11 protein-coding genes are annotated in these 16,087 nt (G+C 41.4%); all 11 read right to left on the bottom strand.

Annotated elements, in window-relative coordinates:
• Positions 1–55 precede the first annotated feature (55 nt).
• The 11 genes from ACNART_RS12845 to ACNART_RS12795 all read right to left on the bottom strand — a co-directional run bounded on the left by ACNART_RS12845 (position 56) and on the right by ACNART_RS12795 (position 15,752).
• Entirely contained in the window at positions 56–619 is a 564-nt protein-coding gene (locus ACNART_RS12845) for an Ail/Lom family outer membrane beta-barrel protein (RefSeq protein ID WP_198620115.1), read from the bottom strand.
• A 255-nt stretch (positions 620–874) separates the two neighbouring features.
• Complete coding sequence (locus ACNART_RS12840; protein ID WP_232797604.1) at positions 875–1,363, bottom strand: hypothetical protein; 489 nt, start codon at positions 1,361–1,363, stop codon at positions 875–877.
• Positions 1,364–1,380: 17 nt separating this feature from the next.
• Positions 1,381–2,064 carry a hypothetical protein gene (locus tag ACNART_RS12835; protein WP_109373735.1) on the bottom strand — a complete coding sequence of 228 codons (684 nt, stop codon included), beginning with the start codon at positions 2,062–2,064 and terminating at the stop codon, positions 1,381–1,383.
• A 26-nt stretch (positions 2,065–2,090) separates the two neighbouring features.
• Entirely contained in the window at positions 2,091–3,647 is a 1,557-nt protein-coding gene (locus ACNART_RS12830) for a formylglycine-generating enzyme family protein (protein WP_198620114.1), read from the bottom strand.
• Entirely contained in the window at positions 3,637–4,872 is a 1,236-nt protein-coding gene (locus tag ACNART_RS12825; protein ID WP_198626277.1) for an ABC transporter permease, read from the bottom strand. Before ACNART_RS12825 ends, ACNART_RS12830 begins: the two co-directional genes overlap by 11 nt.
• A complete protein-coding gene (locus ACNART_RS12820) occupies positions 4,853–5,545 on the bottom strand; it encodes an ABC transporter ATP-binding protein (protein WP_232797605.1) in 693 nt (230 codons plus the stop codon). The genes ACNART_RS12825 and ACNART_RS12820 overlap by 20 nt, the downstream gene beginning before the upstream one ends.
• A complete protein-coding gene (locus ACNART_RS12815) occupies positions 5,545–7,548 on the bottom strand; it encodes a vWA domain-containing protein (protein ID WP_198632425.1) in 2,004 nt (667 codons plus the stop codon). The genes ACNART_RS12820 and ACNART_RS12815 overlap by 1 nt, the downstream gene beginning before the upstream one ends.
• 9 nt (positions 7,549–7,557) lie before the next feature.
• Entirely contained in the window at positions 7,558–8,574 is a 1,017-nt protein-coding gene (locus tag ACNART_RS12810; protein ID WP_416303615.1) for a hypothetical protein, read from the bottom strand.
• 3 nt (positions 8,575–8,577) lie between these two features.
• On the bottom strand, positions 8,578–11,286 hold the full coding sequence (locus tag ACNART_RS12805) for a putative virulence factor (protein ID WP_368927523.1): 2,709 nt from the start codon (positions 11,284–11,286) through the stop codon (positions 8,578–8,580).
• A 2-nt stretch (positions 11,287–11,288) separates the two neighbouring features.
• Positions 11,289–14,273 carry a virulence factor SrfB gene (locus ACNART_RS12800; RefSeq protein ID WP_198626280.1) on the bottom strand — a complete coding sequence of 995 codons (2,985 nt, stop codon included), beginning with the start codon at positions 14,271–14,273 and terminating at the stop codon, positions 11,289–11,291.
• Between the two features lie 3 nt (positions 14,274–14,276).
• Positions 14,277–15,752: an SrfA family protein gene (locus ACNART_RS12795; RefSeq protein WP_198626281.1), complete on the bottom strand. Its 1,476-nt coding sequence runs from the start codon at positions 15,750–15,752 to the stop codon at positions 14,277–14,279.
• Between the last annotated feature and the right edge of the window lie 335 nt (positions 15,753–16,087).

The following is a 16,087-nucleotide window of genomic DNA, read 5'->3' as shown; positions in this document are numbered from 1 at the left end:
TATAAAGCAGAGGCTTTTTGTTTTTAAGTGTTTTTATTAAGTCATAATAATTTAATTAAAAGCGATAACCAATATTGGCAATAAAACCATCCATGACTAAACGGTTACTGCTTAATTCATTCATTTTATAGCGGCTATTCTCATAACCCACAGACATAGATAGCATTTCAGTAGGATTAATAATGATACCCGCACCCCAACTAAAGGCATTCTTCTTGATTTTGTTTTGTGCGATATCTTTATCAGCGATATTCTTAAATTGTATTTGGCTAATACCTGCAACACCATAGACACTGAAAAAATCATTTAAACGTAATGTAGGGCCAGCCATAACAGAATAATAGCGGGCATTAATATCACGCAGTACTTTTTTAACTGGCTTATCTAAGTCATATTCATTTTGTGCATAAGTTGCGGTGGCTAAAATACCAACCTGCTGATTCAGCTCTTGGCGTAAAGAGAGAGAACCACCATGCATAGGGTTTTGTCCTTCCATTTTAAGTTGTGCGTAACCCGCTGAAAGTGTTGTTTTATCTAATTTAATCTCATTTTGAGCATAAGCCGAAGATGTAGCCAATAAACCAGTAATAAATAAAGTTGATAGTAATTTTGTTTTCATTAGTTATATCCCATAATTTAAATAATAAGAATGTATTATTAAGCGATGGAATTATAATGATGAGTCCATTTCAAATGGAATAAAAAATAACACGTTAGCTTAAATGCGGTTGTTTTATTAAAGAGGTCTATTAGTTGTTATTAAGATTATATAAATAATATTTTGATAATATAAATCACTATGAAAATAAATAAAAAATAAGAATGGAATTAAATAAAAAGGCTCTCTAAATAATAATAGAGAGCCTTTTTAGGCTTATTTAAGACCTAAATCACTTTGTAGGTTAATGACTTGATTTTGTAAGTTCTCTAATTCAAGTTGTTTTTCCATCACTGATTTTGATGGATTGTTTTGTGCCGCTTTCATTTGTTTGTCAATTTCATTGATCTGTTTTTGAATATCATTTTGCCCTTTCGTTTTTTGGCGAATTTGATTTAACAGATTATTCATTGATTGGTTTAATGCTTGTTGGCTAGCTTGCTGACTTTTGAGAGAGGCATTGGTTTGTTGCTTTTCTTTCTCAATGGCAGCAAGAACGGCTTTAAACTCTGTATTTAATGCTTTCTCATTAGCGAGAATAGCTTTTTTTTGCTCGACACGATTGTCGTAAGTCCCTGAATAATTACAGTTAAACTTAGTAATTATACTGACATCACCCGTTGTTGGATCACAATCAGCGGGATTGGTGACACAACCGCTTAATAGTAAGGTCATGCCAACAAGGGAAAGAGGTAAAAATTTCATTATCATCCTTTTTAACGTTAACTAAGCTTTATTGCTGTCCGTTGAGTATAAAGACTATCAAGTTCTTCTTGTAAAGAGGTCACTTGCTTCTTCATCCCATCGATTTGTTTATCAAGTTGCGCTGTTTTTAAGCCATCTTGACGACTCTGCGCTGCAATATCTCGCCACTCACCTTCACGTTTTTTCATATCTGCTAAACGAGAACGCAGTGCTGCAATATTGGCATCAATACCTTTCAGTTGTTTCTCTGCAGCTTCTTTATTTAAACGTTGTTGTTTCATTTCTTGCTGAATTTTTGCAATGGCTTTTTTATCATCAGCAATAACCGCTTTCGCTGTGTTAGAGGCACTCTGTAAACGCTGATTTTCATTTCGAATATCAGCAATCATTGAATTGAGCATCTCTTCTTTTGTCGCATAGTTTTGGCGTTTATTGTCTAAATAGGCATTTGCACCAATACCGACACCACAACCCGCAACTGCAGCAATAAGCATACATGCGCCTTTATTGCTGGAGTTTGAGACTAAACAGCCTAATGCACCAATCGCTGCACCACCCGCACAAGCCGTAATGCCTGATTTGCTGAAAAACTCCATATCACTGTTATTTTTCAAACGAGGGTCAGTACCGCTATTACTTTGACATCCTGATAGGGCAAGCACAGCACTAATGCCAAGTACTGCCATAAGTTGTTTGTTCATACCACACCTATTATCCCAAGTCTCTGTTATTGTTTTTTGCACGCTTCAAGCCATTCGTTCCGTGAAACTTTACCGTTAGCCCAATATCCTTGGAGTCCCTGCATATACGTTGAAAGGTACGTATTTAAATTTGATTTTCCTCTGGCTTCCATCAATTGGCGTACAACGTCAATTTGTGGTTTCACCAAAGAGGCATCATAAGTTGTTGCCATATCCACTAATGTGTCTGCGTAATAACTCACGACAAAGTCGAGGGTTTTCTTATGTTCGTTAACTTGCTCTTGGCGTCGTTCGCAAGTGGCATCTTTTGTGCCCGCAGGACAATTTTTTTCATGTAATGCAATTAATCTGTCGTAGAACTCGCCATCATCTTTTAATTTGGTACATAAAAATGCACCCAATTGCAGTGATGTGCGGATAGCTTGATCTCGTTGCTCATCACGCAGTTGGGCATTTGCGCGTAATGTATTTTTCAATTCAGCTAACTGCTTTTTCAGTGCTTCATCTTGCACCTGGGTTGAGAGTGTATTTAGGCTATTAATCGAGTTATCGCTATTGGTTTTTGATTTATCGTTAGCGGGCTTCTCATTGCCCAGTTGTTGCCACTCTTTTTCGATCTCTTTGATTTTGTCTCTCGATGTCAATGCTGGCGCGACAATCGCTAAACGAAAGCCTGTGTATTTGTTTTTATTTGCACCGGTATTGGTGTAATAAGGCTCTTCTTGACGCCATGAACTGCGCATATCGCTTTCTGGGGTGAGATAACTACCACCACGCACAATAAAGCCACCAGCTTGCCCATGTAAGCGGTCGAGTTTGTTTAATCTAAAGGGTTCAAACATCATTTCAGCGACATTACCGAGCATGTCATGTAAGCCTAGTGGATTAGGCGATAACAAACCGGTTAACTGTAAAGAGCCATTCGCAGATTGACTGCCCGCAGACCAAATATAGTTTTTGGTGCCTTCTGGCATCGGGAAGCGCATATCACGAAATTCTGAGGCAGACACTTTTAAGCCACCACGCGCCGCAAATTCCCACTCCGTTTCTGTCGGCAATCTTGCAAAACCTTTTGCGCCATCTTCAACAGGTAGTGCTTCGGGATGTTTGCTTCTTAACCATTGGTTATATTGGTCTGCAAATTGCATTGCTTCATACCAACTGATATTCACTTTTGGTAAACGTAATTTATTTGACGCAACAGGGCACTCTTTACCGTTAATCACGCTCTGCATGGCGTTATATTGCAGATCGGTAACGGGGTATTTTGCCATAAGGTAGTAACGGCCTTTCTCTTTACCTTTTAATGGAAAGCTACCCGCAATATGTTCTGCTCGTGATTGTTCCAAATAACCCCATTCATCGCCTTCTTGCCCTAATGTCACACTGTAGTCTTGTAGTGGTTGGCTTAATGGAATAGTGACTTGGCGAAAGACCATTGAACCTTCACAAGGAAAAGGCAAGATCACATCATCAGGCAAAGCTTTTGGGTTAACGAATTTATCATCCCATTTGGCAGATGCGGTAAAACTGCTAGATAACAGCGCGAATGATAAAGTTAGAAGTGATAAATTAAATTTCACGTAAGCTCTCCGCAGGTTCAATCGAAACGGCACGTAATGCACCAATACTTGCCACCACTAAAGCCACAAGTAAGGCACTGCACATGGCAATCAATAAATCCCAGAATGTTAACTGACAGACAAAGGATTGTTCAGGTAAATGTGTGCCTAATAATGTGGTAAATAAGGTGCTACCGATACCATAAAGCCCAAGGGCTAAAATAAAGGCAACACTCGTTAATAACAGCGCTTGCAACACAATATATAAAGAAACTGCAAATTGACGAAAACCCAATAGGCGTAGTACTGCCATGTCTTTACGTTTGCGATCAATATTGGCAAGGAAGGCGCCAATTAATGAGGCAATACAGCCTAATAGTGATACCCAAGCAATCACGGAAAAAATAACGTTAAGAACGTAGCTGATGGCTTTTACAGACTCTATTTGGCTTTTTTGTGTCATCACATCAATGTGTTGTTGTCTAAACCAATCATCTAGTGGTGCAATGGCATCTAAATTTTTTGCATAAAGGCGAGCTTTAGCAAATTGAGTTCTTGGTTTCGCTTCAGTGCCTTGTGTTATGCCAAAAAGCGGCGTTTGATAACCATCTCGGTAATCTTCCATTGCCACTAAAACATCAAGAGAAACAAAAGCGGCCGCTCTTGGAAATTTGCTATCGCTGATAATGGCGCCAACAGTAAAGGTGCGTTTGGCGCGCTCATTAACGCCATTAAGTTTACGGCTGATAAATAAGCGCACACTATCGCCGACATTTGCTTGTAGTTTTTGAGCGGCATTGGACGAAAGTACTAAGGTGTCTGCATTTTTGGGAATAGCCACACCTTCTAATAACGGATCGTTTTCTGCTGTCGGAATAATTTCCGCATTATCAATAAAATGTTGCCCATCAATCACAATATCGGCTTGTGTGTTTAAGCTACGAGTTAATGGGATAACAAAACGAACCTCTTCTTTGTGTGCAATCTCATTAAACCAACTTTGTGGATAATTACCATTGCCTAACATACGTATTTCAAGGTTACGAGGATCATTTAGCAGTTGGTTGTGAAGCTGCGTCACAATGCCGTTTTTTAGTCCAAATAGCAGTAACAGTGGTGCAATAACTGAGACTAAAGAGAACACAATACAGAGAGCGACTTTGCGATCATAAATTAAGTCTCGCCAAGCGAGTGAACTGAGTAAGCCAAGGCGATTAGGATTGGCGCTATTGTTTGATAAAGACACTACCGCCTCCTTCTAGTTGTGCGTGATAGTGGCTGAAGCCAAAACGCTCGACTAAAGACCAATCGTGACTAACAACCAGCGCAGAGATATCGAGTTGTTTTACCATCTCCACAATCAATGCATATAGCGCTTGTGCATTATGGGGATCGAGAGCGGCCGTTGGCTCATCGGCAAGTAATAAAGCTGGCTCATGGGCGATTGCGCGAATAAACGCAGCGCGTTGACGTTCACCAATGGAGAGCTGGCGAGGAAGGCGATTAAGCAAGGGGCGTAATTGCAGATGATCAATAGCGTGATCAAGCCAAGAAGAGTGCAGTGTTAATCCCAACATTTTACGAGGTAATTGGATATTTTGCATGACGGTTAAAAAGGGAAGTAACCCGCCACTTTGGAGCATAAAACCCAATTTCTCAGCACGTAATGATGAGAGTTGCGCTTGTTCATTATTCAACACCGCTTGCGTGATAATTAAATCATCACCGAGTTGAAAATGGGTTAATTCATCGGGACGTAAAATCAGCCCGAACATTTCCAATAAGGTGCTTTTACCGCAACCGCTTAAGCCAGTTAGTGCGCCGATTTCCCCTTTCTCAAGGGTCAATGAAGGAAGCGCAACACGAAAGCCGTGTTGCGCATCACCACGCGTAATTGCCATGCCTTCAATCTGGATCATTAAGGCAGGTTTTCCAGTGGAACAGGATAAACGTGATCGCGAGGATCGCTTTGTGGTGCAAGGGATATCCAACGATCAACATCTTCGTTATAGCGTTGATAATATTGCAACTTCGTATTGAGTCGGCGGATAAATTTCTCTTGCTCAAGGCCATCCCAGCTTTTCCACGTTTCTTCATCTAAACCAAGCACCTCACTTAAGTAAGGGAGGTTTTCGACGTATTCACCGAGTAAGCCCATTTCGCCTAATTTGGTTGCTGAACCTTGTTTGATTTGGTTTGGATCGTTACCCATTGTGGCGGCAATCGAACGCAAATCCGCAAACATATTGTCTGGAGAGATCAAACCTTCATTAGCAGCATTAACGATTTTTTTCATGACATCGCTTAAATCACTCAACTCACTTTTAGTCAATAAGACCTGTACTTCTGTGGTTGGGATATTTTGCTGCAATAAATCACGGTCGCTTATCCATGCTTTAAACACAGGTGGTGCTTTAGTGCCTTGTTTTTCACCTAAATAGGCTAAACGCATGGCATACCCTAAATCGTGCGCATCGTTAAGTAAGGTGTTTGTTTCTTTGTCTTTGCTATAAGCAGGATCAGCATTTAGTGCGCTACCCACAGCCGCTTCACCACGATAAGCCGTTTGAATTTGAGTGGTTACAGCGGTTGCTAGGCTATCGACCATCCGACCAAAGCTATTGATATCCCCTGAATTAATCGGGTAGTAAAGCGATTTGTGTAAGAAAGGATTGAGCGTTAGCGCCTCATATTGTGCTTGTGCAGAAGCGTGATTTTTTGCACCTGATGGTGTTTTTAAATGCAGTGTATAAAGTGCAACACCGCGATAAGCGGCTTCTTGGCGAATTTGTTCAGCATCGAGCTTAGTTGATGAAAGAGGATCATCTCCCGTTAATGCGCCTGCATCGGTGATTAAAATAACGTAACGCGCACCAAAGCGTGTCCAATCAACATCATCAAGGGCTTGCATTACACCCGCATAAGCATCTTCATCAAAACGGCTACTTGAGACTTTCGCTTGGCGTAATTCTTTGACTTTATTGAGGAAGTCAGGGCCATCTTTGACATCATTGGGATTAACAAACATTTTGCTGTCGTATTCCAATGCAGGAACGGCTTTGATATTAGAGCGAAATGCCACTAAACCAAATTTGACCTTATCCAACATGTTGTCTTTTTCGACTTGTGCGTAAACCTTTTGAATCGCTTCTTTGGTTCTATCAATGTAAGGATCCATTGATATTGTTGAGTCGATAACAAACACTACTGCGGCAGAAAAACCTTGCATCATATTGTCAGCATCTTTGCTGTTAGGTGTTGTTGGTTTTGCACTGTTTGCAGTAGCATTCGCATTCTGTGCGTCTTTGCTGTCTTTGGTTTGTGAAGAGACAGAAGCCACATTGAGCACTCGCACTTTATAGCCAGCATCAGTAAAGACTTCATCTGAGCCTAATACAGGCAGTAGATAGAAATTACTTTTCTGATCAATCATATAATCAGGCTCTTTTGCTAAAACAGCCGGATTCACTTTTTGGTTTTTGATATCTGCTAAAAAGGGCTTGTACTGTTTTTCAGGGGTTGGACTTTCAAGTAAGCTTTCAACCGTTTGCTTATCTTTGAAAAACAGCATTGGGTTACGACCCGCAGGGTTAGTAAATGCGAGAGTTAACTGCATTTTCCACTCTGATGTACAACTTGCATTCATCCAACCGCTAATATGACCTAAGCTATCAGGGCCAACTTGTAGCCACTCATTGGCGCCTTGTCTTTGACGCTGATAAACATAAAAACGGCTAAATGCAGGTTGCTCTTTTCCTGTTGCGCCAATCTTGTCAGCAACTTGGCAACCTGGATAAGTTAATACACGTTGATAGAGGGTTTTTTTACCCTCTTGTAATAGCGGCTTTTTCTCTTCAGCACTTGTTGGTGCTGTTAGAATTAAACCGCTGAGAATAAGAGTAAGCCAATGCGCCTTTTTCATGCGACTTTCCTATTTTTTCAAAGCTTCAAGACGCGCTTTTGCGTCACTGTTTTGTGAGTCATGATTTAGAACCGCTTCGTACCAATAAATAGCTGTTTCTTTGTCTGCACTAAAGCAACCTTGTGCTGATGCGGTTTCTGGATCGTATTCACGAGCGTAATTCAGTGCGATATCAACATCACCTGATTGTGCTTTATAAGCATATAAACGTTGAGCAACATCACATTGATTGTTCTGTTTTGCTTGTTCAATCGTTGCAAGGATAGTTTTGCTATCTGGTTGGCTCTGTATGCAGCTTTGTACAAAGGCTAATGCAGTACCAGATTTCATATTTTCAACACTACACACACTTGGGGTTGTGGGTTCTGGTGTCGGCTGTGGCGCAGGTTCGCCAGCAGGATTACCTCTTAGTAAGAAGAACCATGTTAAGACACCTGCTAAAATTAAAATCAAGATAATGGCTAAAATTAAGCCAATTTTTGATTTTTTCGGCGTGGGTGGTATTGGGCGCTGTGGCGGTTCATCTACTTTGATTTCAGGGATAATTGGCTCTGGTTCTTCAGATCCAATTTTGATAGGTTCTGGCTCTGGCTCCTGTGGCGCTTCTTCAACAATAGGAGCCGGTGGAACAGGCTGATTATCTAATGTTGCCGTTGATTTTAATGCTTCACTTTGACCTTGCGCTTGTGAGGCTAATACGCCATCACGAATACGTAATCGCCCGATATCTTGTGTTTCATTATCGTCTTTCAACGTAAATTGATACGCCATTTGTAAGTTGCTAACGAGGGGATCAACCAACGTTTTATCAAGAACGATTTGATAACCGTCATCAGCATCTTCAAGTGAAAGCTGGTGGAAAAAGGCATTGCCTACCCATTCCCCTTTATCATTTAAGAAATAGCGATCTTGGTTACGCTGAATGCTTAAATAAACAGGGGAAGCGTCACCTTCCCAATTACGAATACTTAATACCGCAAAGCCAGGACGAGCAGGTTGTACGGGTTTTAATTCTGGATTAAACACGAATTATGACTCCACGACGGATGATTTCATGGTTTGAATTATTTGGCCTAATAGTGCGTTTTGTTCAGCACTGATCTCTCTTCCCGCAGAATGCCCCGCATTCTCAGTAATAATCGCTGATAAAGCGATAAGCCAATCAATTACAAATAAAAGGGTGTAGTTAACAGGGTTGGTAGGTAAGCGAACTAAGCGCTCATCCTCACCCCATTGCACGCTAGTGTTATCGGGTTTTTCAAAGATTTTATGACCGACATTGATTTTGCTATCTGGCTTCTCAACACCGTTATCTTTGAAATTAAACCAAGTAATAAAATCACCCAGCACATTATAAACACGAGATGACTGCTGTTCGGCTAAGTCATCACGACGGGCAATGGCTTCTGTCCCTGCAAGGGTTTTCAACATGCGTTGTTCAACACCTAGGCGATTAATAGCCGTGATAAGCTCATCAACTAACAGCACCATAATTTCTTGGTCAATGCCTAAATAGGTTAACAAGGTACTGTTATCAGGCAGGCTACGCAGATGATTTATCCATAATGCCATCACTTTTTTAGGATAGGTAACCTCATTGCCGTGACCTTTAGGGGCTTCATCTTCTTCAGGCTCTAGAGAAATCGGGGCATCGCTAAAGAGATCAAAAGTCGGTTGCTCTATAGCTGCAAAGGCAGAAACTGGCGCTTGAGTTGCTTTTTTGTTATCTGAAAGCGTATCGATAACCTCTTTTTCTTGCATATATAGATCGTAGAGTGATTTGCGAGAAGGCAACAGGTAATCCAGTAAAGCACCTTGCAAATAAGGGCGACTTTGCATAAAGCGTAAAATAGTGGCTGCGTTACGGCGTTTGACTTGTAGCTCTTCTTCACCGCCTGATTGATACCATTTTTCAAGATGATGACCGATTAAATCACGTTGAATTTCTTGCAATTGCTCACTAATACGTTCAAGTTTCAGTGATTTTAACGCAACGGTTTCAAGGTAGTCGGCAAGGCGTTGCATACCGCCATCGTTAAGCGACAACATAGCATCCCATGCTTGGTCTGGCTCACGAATATAGCGTTGGACAGTTTCGTCTTCAGCAAAGGTTTTTTTCATCAGATGTAATTGTGAAACACTGTCCTCGTTTAAGACAGTCTCTTTGCCATTACTGATTTGAATAAATGGGGTAGGTACACCTGGTTTACGCACTAAGAAGGTGTTATTGAAGGCTTCACCATTGATCCAATCTGATGACATCCATTCATATTGACCAAAGCGCTCTAACATGGCCATTTTGATCATGCCACCTTTACCCCATGATTGACGCAATAACGCTTCATTCAGGGTTAATGAGTTGGTAATACGCATATCAAACATGGTCATTGCCCAAATTAAACCAGAAGGGCGTTTAGCGCGTGTTAATGCATCTTTACCTTGCGTGTTATTGATCCACTCTGTGAGAACTGCACCGACTTCTTTTACGTCTGATTGCTTGTTTGATGCGGTACATACTACAAGTACATTCATCTCTTGGTTATCAGTATAACGTTCAAACAGATAGGCAACTTTACCCCGAAGAATAAGCTGTGCCAGAGGATTAGCGCTGTCATCGTTGACCTGACGACGTACATCCGCCATGGTTTCAACGCCTAAACGACCGCGATAGCCCGGAAAATCAAGCAGTTCAACGTGTTCAAATAGAGCCTTACTCGGTGCATCTAATAATGGGACGACTAATTCAACCGTCAGTGCAGTTAATTCGGCTAATGACAATGTGATAGGGGCATCAATACGATCGCCATGAACAGGACAAATGCTGATCTGGCTATCATTGGCAGTATTGAGACGCTCTAACATATCCACATTCATAATACTGTCTGCTTGTACTAACACGCCGTCTTGTTCTTTGACTAAAGAAGAGAGCGGAGCCAAAACAAGAGATGCATTACCTAAAGAAGCCAGTGTGGTGCTAAAACGTTGATAAGCGGATGTCAGCTCTGCAATATCGCCCCATAACACAGAAAAGAGTTTAGCGCGTTGCGCAATGCTGAGATAAGGCGCTAATTCAATCGCTTTAGGCCAATAGGTTGTCGCCAGTTTTTTCTGGCTTTTTTCCGCATGGCGTTGCAGATAATCCCATAATGAAACAACATCATCATGAGTAATACCCGCAACAGGTGTCGCACTGCGTTGTGTGCTTAATGAATTGATTAAACGAGAAATTTTCTCATCATCTAATTCAAATTCAATTTTTTCCTGATTAAAGTCATACAGATAAGCATTGGCGAGAATTTTAACAATCTCAATTTCGCTGAAAAGATGTAGCTCGACAGGAAACTCTTGCGTACCTTTTGTGGCATTGCGACTAAAGCGAGTCACTAAGCCAGTGGCTTCTTTACCGCCACCCGGTGGGTTGATGTGGTCGATAAAATCAAGGGTTTTACCTGACATGCTCGTTCTTAATCGGCCTTCTTGTCCTGCGGCAAGTGCTGAAATCAGGTACGATTTTCCTGCCTGAGACAGACCAAAAAAGCCCACAGACATTGGTCGTTGTGTCGCTAAACTGAGATTTTTCGCCATATTACGGCTACGGCGCAGACGATAGATAAGGCTATCGGCTTCGGTATTTAAACGAGGTGCATTACCTCTTACGGCCGTTACCCAATCAATGGCTTTACCTGCGCCTTGATAAATGGCATCCCATTTGGCTGTTAACTGTTTTTCATCCATCATATTCATTTACCTAATACACTCCCGCTATCCAGCCAATAGGATGTTTCACCAATACCACTATCTGCTAACGTATTGAGTTTGAAGCTTAAACCGTTCTTATTAACGCCACCTTTGCCATTAATAAGCTCCATTTCTTCAATACGTAATTTTTCAGATTTATTGTCATCATTATGGCCGGAGGCACCTCTTTCTTCTCCCAACTTGATATGCAATACGCTGTCTTCTTGGCTAAGTTGCTGTGCCAATTTCGGATTTTTAATGCGTAAGGTATAAAGTGGAGACGCAGGCCAACGGGCATTATCCAATTGACGGAAACCTAAGCGTATTCCGCCTCTGACTTCAAAATAGGTATCAGGATCAGGCTCAAATTTATCCTGAATATCACGGTAGTAAACGTCATTATCGGAAATAGTGTTGTTGTTATCCAACATCCCTAAATAACGTACTGTTGAGTAAGTTTTAAAGTTACCTGTCGAGAAGTAGAAGTTGAGTAAACGTGCATTTTCAGCCATTAAACACAACATTGCACCGACTGCCGCTGTTGATTTTGGATCGTCAATACGGCCTTTTTTGTTGAATGGATACCAACCCCCTGTTTTGTAGCCGTGTAATGGCAGAATACGAGAAGGCGGTACAGGCTGTAATACTTTTAATAGCGCTTGAATTCCCGGTAAACGAGAAGGGCGACCTGTCAGCAGTAAAACATCACAGGAGTAGTAATAAAGTACTTCACACAGTGCTTTTAAACTACGTGTGATATTAATACGTTCACCTGAAATAAATTCAGCGTGCAATTGCGCAAAGTTAATTTGTACAGGCACATTTAAAATGGAGAAACTGTCGCCACCACCAAGCTCTTTATTGGTTGCGTCATCAATATAACGACGTACATGTTCTGTCGGTAGAACGTTAAGTAATTCACCAAAAGTACTGTTAATGCCTTCATGAGGAACTAAGGGATCGTAGTTTTCGTATTGGCTTAAAATCTTTAACCCAATCGGATTAAAGATTTGTAGGGTAAGCTGTTGGCGCAACACTTGTTGCCCTGCATCTAAACCTTCACTGCCAAAAAGAGAAGACATCAGAGCATCAGCATCAGAAATACCCGCATCCGTTAATGCTGTGCGTAATGCAGGCAACACACAAATTTGGATGATATCTAATAAAATATCATCACCTGCAATTTTGAATCCTTCACGGAATAACTGTGTTGGAATAATTTTGACGTTGCTACCTGTACCCGTATCCAATTTATAGCGTGTGATAACGAGATCGGTTGTTCCGCCGCCAATATCAATTGAGGCAATCTTTAATGTACTATCACCCGTTAATGTGCGGTTATCTTCACGCACTTGGCTGGCAAAAAAGGCTTCAGTACGCTCACCAAATTTAATTTGAGTTTCGTTGTAGAGATAAACTAACTGGCCACAAGTGGCTTCATCCCATTTCACATGGATGTTTGGCATCGGTATACGACATTGTTCATCTTTACCGTCAAAACGCAATTTTTCGTCAGTCGGGTCCCAATTCATGGCTTTCCAAATTAGCCCTAATGCGTTTTCCATGCACGTCTCAAAAATAGCGCGCTCTGGTTTTGGCATTGCAGGTGGAATAGTCAAAATGATATTGCGCAATTGACGAGGCGCACTTGCGTGACTCATTTTAAGGCGTTGAGCTGGGCTGTTCATTTGTGTTAATGCCTGCGCTAACACTTCGGTTAACATCATGGTCATTAATGAACTGCGAGTATAGTTTGGCGTAAATACTGGCATGCGATCATCAGGCTCTAAACGGAATAACGGTTCACCGTGATCGTTTAGAAGATAAGTCATCGGCACAGCAGTCGCCAGTGGCTCTCTGTCTGTTTGACCAAAAGAACGACTAAAGCGCCAACCCGGCGAATAAGGCGAGTCGTCCCATAAATAGCGTTTAGGGCTTGAAATACCTGTTGAACCTTCAGTTCCTAAGCGTTGCGCTGCCATGCGATTGGCTTCTGGGCCAACGCGACCAATGGTGGGCCACATAAAGGCATTGTTGCGACCGCTATTAACTGAAAAATCTTGTTTACCAAATTCAGCTTGCGCAAATTCAACACGGCTTTCAAATGGCTCATTATAGATTTGATAAGGATGGCTTAGATCACGCAGTGTCATTTCATAGAGTTGCGTTAACCCTTTGTTATCATTGATATGATCTTCAATTAAGATCCCACAAGTGCGTGAGTTACCCACATCAAGAATAAGATCAACTTCAATCGCAGGCTCTTGTGGTTTAGTTTCGTTAATTTTGATTTCAGGTAAGTGTAGTTTCTCACCTAATATATTGAGTAAATTGAGGTAATGTGCTTGATGTTGAAACTCTTTGAGCGCCTCTTCAAGTTCATCATGGTACATTTTGGTGACAGCCAGCGCTCTTTCGCTAAAGACTTCCTTTAACCAACCATCAATCCACGGTGTTTCAAGGAAGTTCTCAACTTCATAACCTAAATAGGCCAGCGCAAAAGCAACACCAGAGCGAACATCTTCTTCGTTTGGTGCAAGATAAGCAGTATTGGCGCGATTAGGCTCAATACGGGTATCAAATGCCACAACAACACGGTGTGTATGTCCATCTTCATCGGGCTCTGGCAGTTGATGGAACATCATTCTTACCCAGTTATCAGGGCCTTGAGAGAATGCGCGTGGTGGATTAAAACGGAAAAATGGCACTGGTAGCCATGTGTCATTTAATAGTGTTAATGACTCTTCAAGGGAGAAACTAAATTCAGCTTCTCTCGGTGTTTGAGGCTGATTTTTAGGTGCAGGATAAAGATAGTTATCATCTCGTTCATTATAGATGAGTCGCATTAACGGGCCGTTTTCGCCTTTTTTAACAAACTCACCGTACTCTTTGCGCTGTGGTAGCTTAAAACCGAAATCCAGAAACTGAATATTACTGTCTCGGATAAGGGTAATTTTATCTTTATAATCGGTCAGTGGCGCTAACATGAATTAGTTATTCTCCCGCTTCATTGATAATGGGAATGGCTGACTGTTCTCATATTTTCCTTGGCAATCAGCAATATTTTGGCTTCCTGGCTGGCAAATAATGTTTGGCATCAAATAGTTTGAGCCATCACTACACAGAGCCTGACCTTGGTTATTAATATTTAATCCGCCTTGATTAACGGCTGCGTTGACAGGTGCTTTGCAGGTCACGCCATCACTGCGAGTCATTACGACTTGTCCTTTGCCATTATCGAGTTGGTAATTTAGGCTCAGTGGCTTACCTGTTTTTTGATCTTGGATCCCCGCCCCTGCTTTCCATTGGCCATTTAGGAATTGGGTTGAGCCATTCGCTAATGCATTCGCAGGAATGGTCAGTGGTGTTGTGTTATCAACTGTCGTAGGCGGTGTAACATCGGGTGGAGCATTGGGATCAACAGGAGGGTTAGGCGTGTTGCTCTCATTTCCTGTATTTGGGTTGTTATCTGTTTTCGGTTGCTCATTTTGTGCCGCAGGATCAACGGGTGGTACATTCGGTTGTTGTGCATCTTCGGGCAATGTTCCTTCAGGTAAGGCACCTTGGTTATTGTCTGTTTGAGGATCAACCACAGGTAAACCCGTATTAGGATCAACCACTGCACCGTTACCGTCAGTGCCATTAATCACATTTCCATTCGTATCTACAGTGCCTAATGTTCCAGTGTGAACAGTGCCTGTTGGCACACCGACGGTGTGACCGTTAGTTACCACTGTGGGGATTTTCGGTTTTTCAAGCGTAGGTTCTGGCAATTTAGGCGCTTCAATATCTGGCGTTTTAATATCGACCGTAGGTAACGCTGGCGTTGAAAAACAGCCTCTTAAGAAGAAAATAGCGAGTAGAAGTAATAATAAAGGTAACAGCCACCATAAAAAACGCCACCAAGGACGCTTAGTGTCAGTAATGATGATATTTTCTTGGGCTGGTGGAACCGCTGGTGATGTTGGTGCGATTGGCGCAACCGCTGGCTTTAAGCAAGCAACAGGATCAACTCTAAGTTGCTGATTGGCGCTGACAAACCCCCAAAAGGTAATAATCGGTTGTCCATCAACAATAAAAATATGGTTTTCGTCAGGAAATTGGATAGTTTTACTGAGCAGGGCGCCAAAAAGCTGGCTTTCTTTATTTCCAGCTCTTTGCTGTTCTTGTTCACTAAAGGCGATTAAATCATCTTGATTCTTTTTCAGTAGAGCATAAGCGGCAGTGCGCTCTTCTTCTGAAGCCGCAGACCAAGGAATAACAGAGCCGTCAATCGGTGAATACCAGTCAATACGCTCGCCTGTTTCATTGGGCTGAGGAATAGCAAGGCATTGAGAAATATGTGCCTTTCCTCTTAAACGTAGAGTTTCACGTAGTTGCAGTGCCGAGATATAAACAGCCTGTCCATTTTCTCCCATAGGGAGGTAATTTTCTAATTTACCACTTCGTAAGAATGCTTTATTCACGACGATCATTCCGCTAGGCAAGATTATCTATGGGTAAGTTGGCTTATCCGTAAATAGGCTTTAAGGCTAAAAATAAAGATATAAAATTGATATACATTTTATATTATCAGAAATTGGGTGTCTATCTAGCGGATTATTTAGGGTTGATTAACTGATTATTATTAAAGGTTTTTTTATTTTTCTTGAGTGAAAGAGGGAATATTAAGGTAACGATTATGATAATTAAATAATGATGTTACAGGTTGCGCTATATTTTCTTAAATATATGGATTAAATCACCGAGATATTGAGTTTTACATTAAAAAATAATGAAATAGAAGAAAAAAAAGACAAAA

This window comes from Proteus sp. LHD240705 (assembly GCF_047921555.1).
Classification (GTDB): Bacteria; Pseudomonadota; Gammaproteobacteria; order Enterobacterales; family Enterobacteriaceae; genus Proteus.
The sequence above is the reverse complement of the archived record's forward strand: the minus strand, read 5'-3'. Positions and strand labels throughout refer to the sequence as shown.

Excerpts from the sequence above, each read along its gene's own strand:
- ACNART_RS12840 (WP_232797604.1), bottom strand. The coding sequence starts at position 1,363 with ATGAAATTTTTACCTCTTTCCCTTGTTGGCATGACCTTACTATTAAGC.
- ACNART_RS12845 (WP_198620115.1), bottom strand. The coding sequence starts at position 619 with ATGAAAACAAAATTACTATCAACTTTATTTATTACTGGTTTATTGGCT.
- ACNART_RS12815 (WP_198632425.1), bottom strand. The coding sequence starts at position 7,548 with ATGAAAAAGGCGCATTGGCTTACTCTTATTCTCAGCGGTTTAATTCTA.
- ACNART_RS12835 (WP_109373735.1), bottom strand. The coding sequence starts at position 2,064 with ATGAACAAACAACTTATGGCAGTACTTGGCATTAGTGCTGTGCTTGCC.
- ACNART_RS12805 (WP_368927523.1), bottom strand. The coding sequence starts at position 11,286 with ATGATGGATGAAAAACAGTTAACAGCCAAATGGGATGCCATTTATCAA.
- ACNART_RS12820 (WP_232797605.1), bottom strand. The coding sequence starts at position 5,545 with ATGATCCAGATTGAAGGCATGGCAATTACGCGTGGTGATGCGCAACAC.
- ACNART_RS12800 (WP_198626280.1), bottom strand. The coding sequence starts at position 14,273 with ATGTTAGCGCCACTGACCGATTATAAAGATAAAATTACCCTTATCCGA.